At 47.3% G+C, this 12,480-nt stretch carries 11 protein-coding genes; 6 read left to right on the forward strand and 5 right to left on the reverse strand.

The annotated features are described in order from the left end of the window. The first annotated feature begins 52 nt into the window (after positions 1-52). The 5 genes from ACLHR0_RS05125 (at position 53) to ACLHR0_RS05145 (ending at position 5,508) form a co-directional block, all read left to right on the forward strand. Positions 53-1,960, forward strand: coding sequence for a YfbK domain-containing protein (locus ACLHR0_RS05125; protein WP_436485141.1), 1,908 nt, complete (start codon positions 53-55; stop codon positions 1,958-1,960). 43 nt (positions 1,961-2,003) lie between these two features. After that, positions 2,004-2,657: a uracil phosphoribosyltransferase gene (upp, locus tag ACLHR0_RS05130; protein ID WP_370908455.1), complete on the forward strand. Its 654-nt coding sequence runs from the start codon at positions 2,004-2,006 to the stop codon at positions 2,655-2,657. Between the two features lie 169 nt (positions 2,658-2,826). Beyond that, entirely contained in the window at positions 2,827-3,840 is a 1,014-nt protein-coding gene (locus tag ACLHR0_RS05135) for a PorP/SprF family type IX secretion system membrane protein (RefSeq protein WP_429042274.1), read from the forward strand. A 190-nt stretch (positions 3,841-4,030) separates the two neighbouring features. Continuing rightward, positions 4,031-4,795 (forward strand): EI24 domain-containing protein, encoded by a 765-nt coding sequence (locus ACLHR0_RS05140; RefSeq protein ID WP_370908457.1) that lies wholly within the window; start codon positions 4,031-4,033, stop codon positions 4,793-4,795. After that, positions 4,795-5,508, forward strand: a complete 714-nt coding sequence (locus ACLHR0_RS05145) for an SAM-dependent methyltransferase (RefSeq protein ID WP_079471054.1) — start codon at positions 4,795-4,797, stop codon at positions 5,506-5,508. The genes ACLHR0_RS05140 and ACLHR0_RS05145 overlap by 1 nt, the downstream gene beginning before the upstream one ends. Before the next feature lie 40 nt (positions 5,509-5,548). On the opposite strand, the gene ACLHR0_RS05150 is transcribed toward ACLHR0_RS05145, so the two are convergent. Together ACLHR0_RS05150 and ACLHR0_RS05155 are read right to left on the reverse strand one after the other, a co-directional pair. Continuing rightward, positions 5,549-5,938: a hypothetical protein gene (locus ACLHR0_RS05150; RefSeq protein ID WP_370908458.1), complete on the reverse strand. Its 390-nt coding sequence runs from the start codon at positions 5,936-5,938 to the stop codon at positions 5,549-5,551. 23 nt (positions 5,939-5,961) lie between these two features. Beyond that, a complete protein-coding gene (locus ACLHR0_RS05155; protein ID WP_436485145.1) occupies positions 5,962-7,335 on the reverse strand; it encodes a M20/M25/M40 family metallo-hydrolase in 1,374 nt (457 codons plus the stop codon). A gap of 180 nt (positions 7,336-7,515) precedes the next feature. Here ACLHR0_RS05155 and bshA point away from each other — a divergent pair, with 180 nt between their 5' ends. Further along, on the forward strand, positions 7,516-8,655 hold the full coding sequence (bshA, locus tag ACLHR0_RS05160; RefSeq protein ID WP_429042277.1) for an N-acetyl-alpha-D-glucosaminyl L-malate synthase BshA: 1,140 nt from the start codon (positions 7,516-7,518) through the stop codon (positions 8,653-8,655). Here the strand turns inward: bshA and ACLHR0_RS05165 are convergent. From ACLHR0_RS05165 to ACLHR0_RS05175, 3 genes are all read right to left on the reverse strand, one after another. Next, positions 8,652-10,025: a murein hydrolase activator EnvC family protein gene (locus ACLHR0_RS05165; RefSeq protein ID WP_436485147.1), complete on the reverse strand. Its 1,374-nt coding sequence runs from the start codon at positions 10,023-10,025 to the stop codon at positions 8,652-8,654. The two genes, bshA and ACLHR0_RS05165, sit on opposite strands and share 4 nt — an antisense overlap. Positions 10,026-10,113: 88 nt before the next feature. Next, positions 10,114-11,550 carry a murein hydrolase activator EnvC family protein gene (locus ACLHR0_RS05170; RefSeq protein WP_436485149.1) on the reverse strand — a complete coding sequence of 479 codons (1,437 nt, stop codon included), beginning with the start codon at positions 11,548-11,550 and terminating at the stop codon, positions 10,114-10,116. Positions 11,551-11,640: 90 nt separating this feature from the next. Beyond that, the gene (locus tag ACLHR0_RS05175; RefSeq protein ID WP_429042285.1) at positions 11,641-12,477 is read right to left on the reverse strand and encodes a DUF4292 domain-containing protein; all 837 of its coding nucleotides are present in this window, start codon (positions 12,475-12,477) and stop codon (positions 11,641-11,643) included. Positions 12,478-12,480 lie beyond the last annotated feature (3 nt).

The following is a 12,480-nucleotide window of genomic DNA, read 5'->3' on the forward strand; positions in this document are numbered from 1 at the left end:
TATGGAATCAGGATCTCCCGGCACATCCTACAGGTAGAAAAACTACTTTGTTATGAAAAAATATCTCTCTTTACTATTGCTCAGCTGCCTGATGGCATTTACTGCCTCCGCCCAACAGGTGCGGGTTATCACGGGTATTGTAACAGACAGTTTGCTTAAAAGCCCCCTCGCCAATGTAGTGGTACGGGTAAAAGGCACAGATGTATTGACGGCCACAGATAAAAAAGGGCAATTCAGCCTGAAAACTGCCACGGGTGCGCTAATACTCGAAATAAACGCTACTGGCTATCCATCGGTGGACGTAGCCGTGAATGCCATGCAAAATAAATTAACCGTACAATTGACCAGGCCGCAGTTGTCCGATAGTCAACACTTAACGGAAGACAGGGTAATCGGGGCATTGCAGGGCAAAGTTGCCGGAGTTACCAACTCGGCCATGTCGGAAGTAGTAGTGATAGGCTATGGTGCGCAGCGCCGGAAGTCCGTAACCGGTTCTGTTACCAGGATCAGGGGAAACAAAATGAACTACGCCCCTGCTCCGGTTTACAACACAGAGGACTACAGCCCCATTAACGAAAACATCTTCCACTCCGCCACAGAGCAGCCGCTCAGTACTTTCAGTATTGATGTGGACAGGGCCTCCTACAGCAATGTGCGCCGCTTCCTTAACCAGGGCATGATGCCCGAGCCGGATGCAGTGAGAGTGGAAGAAATGATCAATTATTTTGACTATCAATACCAGGCGCCGGAAGGAAAAGACCCGGTAGCTATTTATACCGACATGGCTATTTGTCCCTGGAACGCCGCGCATCAGCTGATACGGGTAGCCCTCAAAAGCAAACAGGTGGATACCCGCGAGCTTCCCCCTTCCAACCTGGTTTTCCTGATAGATGTTTCAGGTTCCATGTCGGGTGAAAACCGGTTGCCGCTTGTTAAGCGCGCCTTTGCGGTTTTAACGGAGCAGCTTCGCCCGGAAGACAAGGTAGCGATAGTGGTATACGCCGGCGCCGCAGGAGTAGTGCTCCCGGCTACCAGTGGCAGCGATAAGAAAAGGATCCTGGCCGCGCTGGATCAGTTAGAGGCAGGCGGCTCCACTGCCGGCGGTGCAGGCATACAACTGGCCTACGACATTGCCGGTGAACTGTATTCCAAAAACAGCAATACCCGCGTAATACTGGCCACCGACGGCGACTTCAATGTAGGGGTTTCCAGCGACGGAGAACTTACCCGCATGATCGAAGAGAAAAGAGAAAATGGTATCTCTCTTTCTGTGCTGGGTTTTGGTATGGGTAACTATAAAGATAATAAACTGGAACTGCTGGCAGATAAAGGCAATGGTAACTATGCTTATATTGATAACTTTGAAGAAGCCCGCAGAACCTTTGTGACCGAATTTGGCGGCACGCTTTTTACCGTTGCAAAAGATGTAAAACTGCAGATAGAATTTAACCCGCAATTCGTGCAGTCGTACCGGTTAGTTGGCTACGAAAACCGCGTGCTGGCCAATGAAGATTTCAACAACGACAAAAAAGACGCCGGAGATATGGGCGTAGGCCATACTGTAACCGCCCTGTACGAAATTATCCCCACCGGCACAAAGGGAACGGCCGTTAACTGGGTAGATCCGCTCAAATACCAGGAAGGCAAAGTGATTGGTAATAAATCCGAAGTGCTTACTGTAAAGCTGCGCTACAAACAACCAGATGCCCAAAAGAGCATATTGATGGAGAAGGTGTTGCCTTACAGCAACCAGGAGATTACTGACGCGCCGGAAGATTTCCGGATGGCCGCTTCCGTAGCCGCTTTCGGGCAATTATTACGCAACTCCGCGTTCAAAGGCACCGCCACCTACAACCAGGTATTATCCTGGGCAGGCAATTCCAAAGGAACAGATACCGAAGGCTATCGCGCTGAATTCATCCAGCTGGTAAAAAAAGCGATGCTGCTGGACAAACAGTAGTTCCACTATTTTTCGGTAATTTGCGGCCTCAAAGGGATAGCTCATGATTATCAATTTAAGTGAAACCAATTCATTGGTGGGAGAATGGTTAAGCGAGATCAGGAATATAGATGTTCAGCAGGACCGCATGCGCTTCCGGCGTAATATGGAACGGCTGGGAGAAGTAGCTGCATATGAGATCAGTAAAACACTGAGCTACGAAGAAAAGGAAGTAACTACCCCCATGGGCATTGCTACCTGCCGGGTGCTGAAATCACAACCGGTACTGGCTACTATCTTACGCGCAGGGCTGGCATTACACCAGGGATTGCTGCACTACTTCGATAAGGCAGACCATGCGTTTGTTTCTGCTTACCGCAAGCATAATCACGACGGCACTTTTGATATCAGCCTGGAATATGTGAGTACTCCTTCTATCGATGGACAGGTACTCATCCTTTCCGACCCGATGCTGGCCACCGGCTCTTCATTGGTAAAAACGATAGAACACCTCGAGGAAATAGGTAAACCCAGTCATATTCACCTGGTGGTCGCTATTGCCTGTACCGTAGGAATCGAATATGTATTACGCAATACCAAAGCAAGTTTAACCATCTGGGCTGGTGATATTGATGACGAATTAACCGCTAAAGGCTATATAGTACCGGGGCTGGGAGATGCCGGCGATCTGGCTTTCGGAAATAAATTACAACAATAACCTCGAATAATCGTTTTACGAATAGCAGTTTTGTATCTTTAAAAGTACAAAGCTGCTATTTGTTTTTTGCAGGACCGGATCGCTTATACATGAATTTAATTTGAGATATGATTTAATTAGTGTACCTTCACCCGTATTGCATAATACCCTATGCTTTAAGCTTAATGATATGAAAAGAGCTTTACTATTCCTGGCCATATTACTTTATTTTAATCCTTTGCGGGGGCAGGACCCGCACTTTTCGCAGTTTTTTGCGTCGCCGCTAACCCTTAACCCAGCGTTTACAGGTTTATTTTCAGGAGATTATCGTTTATCCGGTAACTACCGGTCACAATGGAGGAGCATTTCCACTCCCTTTGTAACAGGTACTGCCGCTATTGATTTCGGTATTTTGAAAAACGTTATTTCTTATACCGATATCTGGGGCGTGGGCCTGATGGCGATGTACGACAGAAGCGGCGGTGGTGCGCTCACCTCCAGCTACCTTTCCTTCAGCACAGCCTATCACAAAGGCCTGGATCCGGAAGGCAATCATACCCTGGCCATCGGCTTACAGGGTACACTGGTGCAGAAAAGAATAGACAATACCAAACTGCAGTTTGAAAACCAGATCGACAACAACGGGTATAACCCTATGATTCCCAGCAATGAAACACTGGTAAATCCAAAAATTTCCTACTTCGATCCCAACATCGGGATCCTCTACAATGGCTTAATCGGTGAAGCATCCAATATTTACATGGGGGCTTCCTATTATCATATTACCCAACCTACCGAATCATTCATGAACCTTACCCAGAACAGGCTCAGCTACCGCTGGACCTTACACGGGGGCGGTTCTGTTCCGGTAAACGGGCAAGACAGGTTTCATGCCAGTATCCTGTACATGAAACAAAGTACTGCGTCTGAATTCACCTTTGGTGGCGCCTATGGCTTCATGCTCAACGACATGGACGATAATCCCACCACTTTTTACCTGGGTAGCTGGTATCGACTGAAAGATGCCGTTATCCCCTATGTGGGCCTCGAAATAAAAGGCTTCCAGATAGGCCTTACCTACGACACCAACGTATCCAGCCTGAAACCAGCCTCCAATTACCGCGGTGGCCTCGAAATTTCACTGATCTATATCCACACCCGGAACGAAAATAATAAATACAAAACGCTCTGTCCACGTTTCTAGGACAATGGCTTTCCTGATAAAATAATTATCCTGATTTGGGAGATCATAGCAACAAAATTGACATGCTATAATCTCCCAAATCAGGATAATCATTTAAAATCATGATAATCATTGTTAATTTTGCGTTAGTTTCGTTACTCTTTCATAAAAACCAGGAAAAACCAATTCAGTTACAATAAAATATCAGGCGTTGTTTTCATTCAGAGAAGTACTGTCGGCGATCCAGTCTTACGGGAAAGCCCATCAATTCATATTACAGCATAAATTGTGGAAATGGATCCTGATTCCGGGGGTGATCTATTGCCTGTTATTTTTTGCAGGCTTTTACTTTGTGTGGGGCTACTCGGGCGACTTTGTAGAATATCTCACCCGCCTGCTGCATATCACAGAATGGGTACAGGACCTGGAAAGCAGCTGGGTAAGTTTTCTTTTTATACTTGTCGCGTTTTCTGTCCGCATTGTATTCGTATTCTGGTACTTCTCCTACTTTAAATACCTGTTCCTGATAGTAGCTTCTCCCGTGTTTTCTTATTTATCTGAGAAGACAGAAGCCATACTGGATCATAAAGACTTCCCTTTCAGCTGGTCGCAGCTGGGCCAGGATATCCTGCGCGGGATCAAAATGTCGTGCCGCAATATTGTTTATCAAACAGCCGCTATACTCATCCTGCTGCTGATCTCCTTTATACCCGTGATCGGCTGGCTCACCCCGATGCTGGGGTTCTTTATCGAATCCTATTTTTATGGCTTCTCCATGATGGATTACAGCTGTGAAAGGCATCGTTTGAATATGTCGCAAAGCATCAACTTTATCCGCCAGCACCGTGGCATGGCCATCGGTAATGGAATGGTATTTTACCTGTTTATGCTCATCCCCGTATTGGGCTGGATGCTGGCGCCCTCCTATGCTGTAATTGCAGCTACTATTGACTTACAAACAAAAAGACTGAAATAATGAATACCACCGGCAAAGTGTACCTGGTTCCTACTGTTTTGAGCGCCGACGCCCTATTCAGCATTCCCGCTTATGTAACCGCTATCGTGCAGCAATTATCTGTTTTTTATGTAGAGAATGAAAGAACAGCCCGCAGGTATCTGAAGTCGCTGGACAGAAACATCGTGATAGATAACCTGCAACTCCTGCTGATGAATGAAAACCAGGCGCCCGACCTGGTACTGGCAAAAAAATTACTGCTCGAAGGAAAAGATATTGGCATCCTCAGCGAAGCCGGATGCCCTGCTATCGCTGATCCCGGCCACCTCATCGTAAAACTGGCACAAAGCATCGATGCCAGGGTAATCCCGATGATTGGCCCCAACTCCATGCTGCTGGCCCTCATGGCCTCCGGTATGAACGGACAAAACTTCCAGTTTGTAGGATACCTTCCCATCAAACCACCCGAAAGAACAAAGATGATCCGGGAACTGGAACAGGAATCGGAAAAGAAAAAACAAACACAATTGTTTATTGAAACACCTTACCGCAACAACCAGTTGCTGAAAGATATACTGGATAACTGTAAGGACTATACGCAGATTTGTATCGCGGCAGATATCACCGCACCAACGGAGTATATTAAAACCAAAACGGTAAAGGAGTGGAAGAAACAATTACCTGATCTTCATAAACGACCGGCTATTTTCCTGCTGTATGCGGGCAACGAATAAAAAAAGGGGAATTACGAAACCGTAATTCCCCTTTATATTTTTAAGGCAGTTCCGACTTCACCGGCTCCTTGATAGAAATAATACTGTCTACAATAAATGCGCTGTATCCCCTCCACGGAATGGCTCCCAGGTACTCTTTGTAGTGCAGTTCCACCATTTTCCCGCTGGCCGTCATCAGCTGCTGCGCAATCCGTTCGCTGCTCACGGAAAACTCAAATTCGTTCGACTGGATAGTACCGGCTACCTTGCCCCGGTAGCCCGACTGGATCACTTTGCCTTCATAGGTTTTAAAGATGTATCCCTTCTGCACAAAATAATTCAGCTCCCCGGCTTTAACGCCCTGTCCGAAAACAAAATAGTATTTATAGAAGAAAATACCTCCCAGTACCAGTATAATAACAGATACAATGATAAAGACAAACCGACCCATAGTTAGTTTTTAGTGATGGATGATCAGAAATTCTGATCTACAAGATAAATGAAACCCGCCATACCAAACGCACCCAATTCCAGTTCTCTTTTATTCACCGCTTCAAACACATCGTTCGCCGCATGATGGATATCAAAATAACGCTGCGAATCAGGAGAAAGTTCAGCCATTGGCGTACCAATTGCTTCATGCAGCTGGCCTACATCCACCCCGCCTCCCGGTTCTTCAAAATCATAAATACCATACGGCTCAAAAAGTGGCTTCCAGCTATTCATTTTTGCCTTCAGGGGCGCGTCCATAGTGGTAGTGAAGCCGCGTGGCGTAAAGCCGCCGGCATCGCTTTCCAGGGCGAAAACGTGTTTCTCCTGGCGGGCTTTGGCTAGTTCAGCATATTTCTTACCTCCACGGGTACCATTTTCTTCATTGGCAAACAGTACTACGCGCAGCGTATGTTCCGGTTTCATGCCCAGTGCTTTAAAGGCGCGCAGCACTTCGATGGATTGTACACAACCGGTACCGTCATCGTGCGCACCTTCTGCTACATCCCATGAATCGAGGTGGCCGCCAACCGTGATGTACTGATCCAGATATTTACTGCCTTTCAGTTCCCCGATCACATTATGCCCGATGGTATCCTTCTTCATTTCGCAATTGGTACGCAGAAACACGCTGGCACTGTTATCATCTTTCAGGCGCTGGCTCAAACGGTCTGCATCTTCCAACCCGATAGCCACCGCCGGAATTTTAGGATAGGCGCTGTCGTACTGCATCGCCCCGGTATGCGGGAAATTATTGGCGCCATGCGTCATAGATCTTACAATCACTGCCACCGCACCGTATTTAGCTGCCCGGCTGGCGCCCTGTCCACGATACTTTACGGCATCGCCATAAGAATGAAATGTTTTTATGAAGGTAGGGTTGAAATGATAGTTATAGAAAACGATCTTCCCCTTTACCTGGTCTTTCTTTGTTTCCAGGTCGTCGAAAGAAGCCACTTCCAGTACAGGCGCGGTTACGCCATCCGGTCCGCTGCCCACTGAGTTACCCAGGGCCAGTACTTCCAGTGGTGGTATAAAATCCCGGCGTTTGGAGATGATGCGGGCTTCTTCCTTTGCACCCCGGATCCAATGCGGTACCATACACTCCTGGAGATACACGGTGTCTGCACCGGCCGCTTTTAGCGCCTTTACGCCCCAGTCTTCGGCTTTCACCATTTGTGGAGACCCGGCCAAACGGCCGCCTATCTGCTTCGTGAGAATCCGCAGGTTTTCGTAGGCAGTGCTGTGGGTTAATACTTCATCCGCTAATTTCCTCAACGTCACTGAATCCTTCTCCTGCGCCACTGCCAGGGCCGGCAGGGTACAGGCTAACAAAATTGGCATTATAGATTTTCTCATTGCAGCAGGTTAATTTATGGTTAAAACTACTAAAAAAGCTGAAGGAGCAAAGCATAAAGGTATCTAGTTGTCAACTCTTTTGTTTAACTCCCCTCCGGCTACCGCTCATCCCACTTCCCTATGCATTATGTGATATCGTTCTGCTTTTTAGTACCTTTGCAGAATGCAAAAAATTAACTCATGCGCATAGGAATAGTATGTTACCCTACTTACGGTGGTAGTGGGGTGCTGGCCACAGAGCTGGGGAAAGCCCTGGCAGACAAAGGCCATATGGTCCACTTTATTACATATCAACAGCCGGTAAGGCTTAATGCATTTCACGCTAATATATATTATCACGAGGTTCAGGTTCCTACATATCCACTTTTTGATTTCCCTCCTTATGAATCTGCCCTCAGCAGTACGATGGTGGACGTTATCATTAATCAGAAACTGGACCTGTTGCACGTTCACTATGCCATTCCTCACGCTTCTACTGCCTATATGGCCAAACAGATCGTGAAGAAACATGGCAGAACCGTGCCTTTTATCACTACGCTTCACGGTACAGATATCACCCTGGTGGGTAAGGATAAAACCTACGAACCGGTGGTTACCTTCTCCATCAACGAGTCGGACGCTATTACGGCGGTTTCTGAGAACCTGCGGGAAGAAACCTATAAATCGTTCCCGATAGAAAAGGATATCACGGTAATCTACAACTTTGTGGATACCCAGCGCTTCAGCCGCCGGGAACTGCCTCATTTCAGGCAGGCCATAGCTCCCAACGGCGAAAAGATCCTGCTGCACGTATCCAACTTCCGTAAGGTAAAGAGAGTACCTGATGTGGTAAAGATCTTCGCCCAGGTACGTAAAGAACTGCCGGCCAAACTTTTGCTGGTAGGCGACGGCCCCGACAGGCCGTCTATCGAATGTCTTTGCCGGGAATTGGGGATTTGTGATGATGTAAGATTTGTAGGTAAACAGGAGCAACTGGAAGATGTAATGTCAATCAGTGACCTGTTCCTGCTGCCGTCAGAATATGAAAGTTTTGGATTGGCGGCACTGGAAGCAATGGCTGCCCGGGTGCCTGTGATCTCCTCCAACGCGGGCGGTTTACCGGAAATCAATATTCCCGGGCAAACCGGTTACATGAGCCATGTAGGCGATGTGGACGGAATGGCTGCCCATGCGATCAAACTGCTGAAAGATGAAAAATTACTGGAGCAGGTAAGACAGGGAGCATGGGAACAGGCGCAACGCTTCCATATCGATAATATCATTCCACAATACGAAGCTTTATACGAAGAAGTACTGCAAAAACAGGTGCAGCTGCTTTAACGGGCACGTATCCATTTTTCCGGATTCTGTTTCACCATGTTGCGATATATCTGTAATTCTATTTCCCCGGTATTGCTACCTGCACCCGGTGCGGCCACACCCAATGTTTGACCACGTTTTACAGATGCTCCTTTGCTGACACGGATATCCAGTAATCTCACATAGTTGGTAAAATATTTTCCATGGCGCAGGGTTACCATATACCCTGCGCCTGGTACCATAAATACCATAATTACTTCCCCGTCAAAAATGGCTTTCACTGCGGCGCCCCTAGCCGTTGCGATGATAGTGCCGTTGTGATCCACATCAATTTTACCAACCCTGCCGGCGCCGAAATGACCTGTAACACGGCCAGCATCTACTGGCCAGGGCAGGCGGCCACGGTTTGCCTCGAAATCGCGCGACAAGTTGAGTGCTTCCGGAGTGGCTACCAGCGCATCTTCACTGGAAGTTTTAGCTACCGGCGCATCGTCTTCTTCCTCTTCTTCTTTCTCTACTTTTACCGGTGCTTTCTTACCCGCTTTCTTTGCCGCAGCAATAGCGGCTCTTCTGCGGGCGGCAGCCTGTTCGCGCCGCCGGGCATCAGCCGCCTTTTTACGGGCCAGCGCCTGGGCCGCCGCTTTTTTCTGCGCAGCAGCTATTTCCCGCCGGATGGCATCCTGGATAGCCCTGTCTACCTGCCGGGCTTCAGCTTTATTTTTATTGATGCGCTGCTGTAGTTCCTGTTCCTGGTCTTTCAGCTGGGCAATGGTTTTATCTGCTTCCTTTTTATCCTCCAGCAAATCTATCCGCTGCCGTTGTTCTGTTTTCAACGCACCTGTTTTCTGTGCCCGTTGCTGCTGTAATGCAGTCAGCTTTTCTCCCAGCAACGCTTTGGTGGATAGCAGGCTTTCCGCTTCCCGGCGCCTGTTTTCACGGTATTGCTGCAGGTATTGATACCTGCGGATGGCATCATTAAAACTGGTGGCAGAAAAAAAGAAATTCAGCACATCATACGAATCACGGGTTTTGTAGGCGTACACCACCAGCTGCGCATACCTTGCCCTGAGAGAATCCACTTCCCTCTCCAGCGTTTGTACGTTACTGTTAGTATTGCTGATGTCTCCTTCTATTGAACTGATTTCCTTGTTAATATTAACTATCTGCGCATTGCGGGTGGAGATTTTTTGCAGCAGCTCGCGCTGCAGGGCTACATTTTGCCGGGTGGATTTCTTTGTTTGCTGCAGGGATTTATTTGCTTCTTCTATTTCTTTCAATAGCTCCTGTTTACGGCTTTCAAGTGCCGCGCGCGATTGCCTGCTGCCCCGCTGAGCATACAACAGCGCAGGCAATAGCCACAGAGCCATCAAAAGAGGGATCAACTTTCTCAAAAAAAATGCATTTGGTTAGTAAGCGCAAAGCTGAAAGCACCCTTAAATGCTTTCAGCTTTATCTCGTATAGTTTCAGCTATGTTTAAATTATCTTCTCCTGATCCATTGCTCAGGATTCTGCTTGGTAATGCCTTTCCAGATCTGCAGCTCCACTTCACCGGTATTTTCAATATCGTTGGTGCTGGCAGTACCAATTACCTGCCCCGTTTTCACATTATCGCCTTTCTTCACACGGGTAGTTTGCAAACGTACATACGTAGTAAAGTATTGTCCGTGACGAATAATAATTACATATCCAGATCCCGGCATTACTACTACTGATTTCACTTCCCCGTCGAAAATAGATTTCACGGCGCCGCCCTTATTAGTGGCAATCACAATTCCATCGGATGGCACCTGGATATGTTCCATTACCGCATGCTGGTGTATACCAAAATGCTCGATGATATTACCGGCATCAACGGGCCACGGTAATTTACCCCTGTTGGCTTCAAAACTTTCTGACAATGCCAGTGCTTCGGGAGTGGCTTCCAGCACATTTTCTGTACGGGTGGTCGCTGTTTTTTCAGGTTCCGGTGCAGGCTCCGGCGCTTTCACCGGAGGAGGCGGTGGCGGCGGTGGCGTATTGGCAGCATTGCTATTGTTATTATTGGCAGCCGCAGCTTTTGCTCTCTCGGCAGCAGCCAGTGCGGCAGCCTTGCGGGCTTCTTCTTCACGCTTACGTCTTTCTTCTGCGGCCTTGCGGCGGGCCGTTTCTTCCTCTATCGCTTTACGGCGCGCCTCTTCTATTTCCCGGCGGATTACCGCTCTAATCGCCAGCTGTACTTTCTGGGCATCTTTCTTACGCTGGTTAATATCGGTTACCAGCTCCTTCTCACGGCCCTTCAGCTTATTCAGCACTTCATCTTTCTCTTTCTTATCTATTTCCAGCGTGCTGCGTTGTTCCTGCTCCGTTTTAAGTGCATCAGAACGCCTCACGCGCTGCGACTCCAGGTTCTGGATCTTCTGATTCAGCTGATCCTGTGTAGACACAATATTATCTGCCTGCCGGCGGCGGTATTCACGATACTGCTTTAAATACTGAAAACGCTTTACTGCATCGTTAAAATTCTCCGCGGAAAACACGAAGTTCAGCATATCGTAAGAGGACCGGTTTTTATATGCGTAGATCACCAGCTGGGCATACTGGGCCTTCAGGGTATCGAGGTCTTTCTGCAGGGTTTTTACATCCCGTGCAGCAGTATTGATATCTCCATTGATAAAGTTAATCTCTTCGTTGATGTTATTGATCAAACGGCTGCGCAGCGTGATCTTGTCGCGCAATGCACGCAGTTGACCAAGACTCTCTTTCGTAGACTTCTTGGTTTCCTTCAGTTGTTCGTTTGCCTCATCTATTTCTCTTTGCAGCTCTTTCTTTCTTCGCTCCAGTTCTTCCCGCGATTGTTGCTGCTGCCCAGTATTCTGAGCAACCAACATGGCTGGCATTAACCATAGCACCAACATAAACGGGATAATCTTCTTCAAATACAACATGACTTAATTTAGTAACTGCAAATTAAATAAATATACAACGTTTATTAGTTTAATGAAGACGACATTTACGCAATTAACATTTTACATACGTTTATAGCTGGCAGGCGTGCTGAATGGGAAGGTGAGCGGCACATCAAAATCATAACGTGTAAAGTCCAGTGCAACTTTAGTCACGTTCTTTTCTTCGATGTAAATACGGCGCGTAGTGGGGAATTTACGGCCGGCCACTTTTGTGTAGTCTCCGTAGGTCAGCTCACAGGAACGTTTCACTGTGCCGGTACTGTCTTTATCCATCACTTTGCTTTGCTGCAATCCGTAGTCATCCGCAAATACATTAAAGAGACTGATAAACTTTGCATGATCGCAGCTGAAAGAAATAATAGCCGGCGTTTTCACTACCTGGTATACGGAATCCGTAAGATATACCGGGTTGCCGATCAACATATCCTGGAGGGTATTAAAATCAAACGGGATATTCAGCAATTGCTCCGCGTCCGACATCTTCCGTAAAAATAATTGTTTATCCAGGCGGTTATACATCTTCAGACTGTCTGGTGTGATGACTGCCCTGATCACTTCGTCTACAATCGGCGCGGAAACAGATATCCATATGATGCTGTCTTTCTTTATACGGAAAGTAGCATTCAGGTTATTATGGCTCTTCTTGTCTGTTTCAAATGCCAGCTTCATTTTAGCGGAAAAAGTATTAAACTCAATATGATTGGCATGAATACCTTTCAGCATTTCGCTGGTAAAACGGGTGAGTTCTTCATTCGTTGAACTATCTTTTCCCAGGGTTACCCGATTGGTATCGGCGGCGGGGAATGTAGTACGGGCCAGCTTTTTAGGATGGCGGCAGGCCATCATTCCCAAACCGATCGTTATAATTAAAAGTGTGACTTCTATTTTTCTCTTCATTGA

It is taken from the genome of Chitinophaga sp. ARDCPP14, assembly GCF_051362515.1.
Taxonomy (GTDB): domain Bacteria; phylum Bacteroidota; class Bacteroidia; order Chitinophagales; family Chitinophagaceae; genus Chitinophaga.

What these genes read in the sequence shown, in the direction of transcription:
- ACLHR0_RS05125 (WP_436485141.1), top strand. Translation starts at nt 53, where the DNA reads ATGAAAAAATATCTCTCTTTACTATTGCTCAGCTGCCTGATGGCATTT.
- ACLHR0_RS05175 (WP_429042285.1), bottom strand. Translation starts at nt 12,477, where the DNA reads ATGAAGAGAAAAATAGAAGTCACACTTTTAATTATAACGATCGGTTTG.
- ACLHR0_RS05150 (WP_370908458.1), bottom strand. Translation starts at nt 5,938, where the DNA reads ATGGGTCGGTTTGTCTTTATCATTGTATCTGTTATTATACTGGTACTG.
- ACLHR0_RS05145 (WP_079471054.1), top strand. Translation starts at nt 4,795, where the DNA reads ATGAATACCACCGGCAAAGTGTACCTGGTTCCTACTGTTTTGAGCGCC.
- upp (WP_370908455.1), top strand. Translation starts at nt 2,004, where the DNA reads ATGATTATCAATTTAAGTGAAACCAATTCATTGGTGGGAGAATGGTTA.
- bshA (WP_429042277.1), top strand. Translation starts at nt 7,516, where the DNA reads ATGCGCATAGGAATAGTATGTTACCCTACTTACGGTGGTAGTGGGGTG.
- ACLHR0_RS05155 (WP_436485145.1), bottom strand. Translation starts at nt 7,335, where the DNA reads ATGAGAAAATCTATAATGCCAATTTTGTTAGCCTGTACCCTGCCGGCC.
- ACLHR0_RS05135 (WP_429042274.1), top strand. Translation starts at nt 2,827, where the DNA reads ATGAAAAGAGCTTTACTATTCCTGGCCATATTACTTTATTTTAATCCT.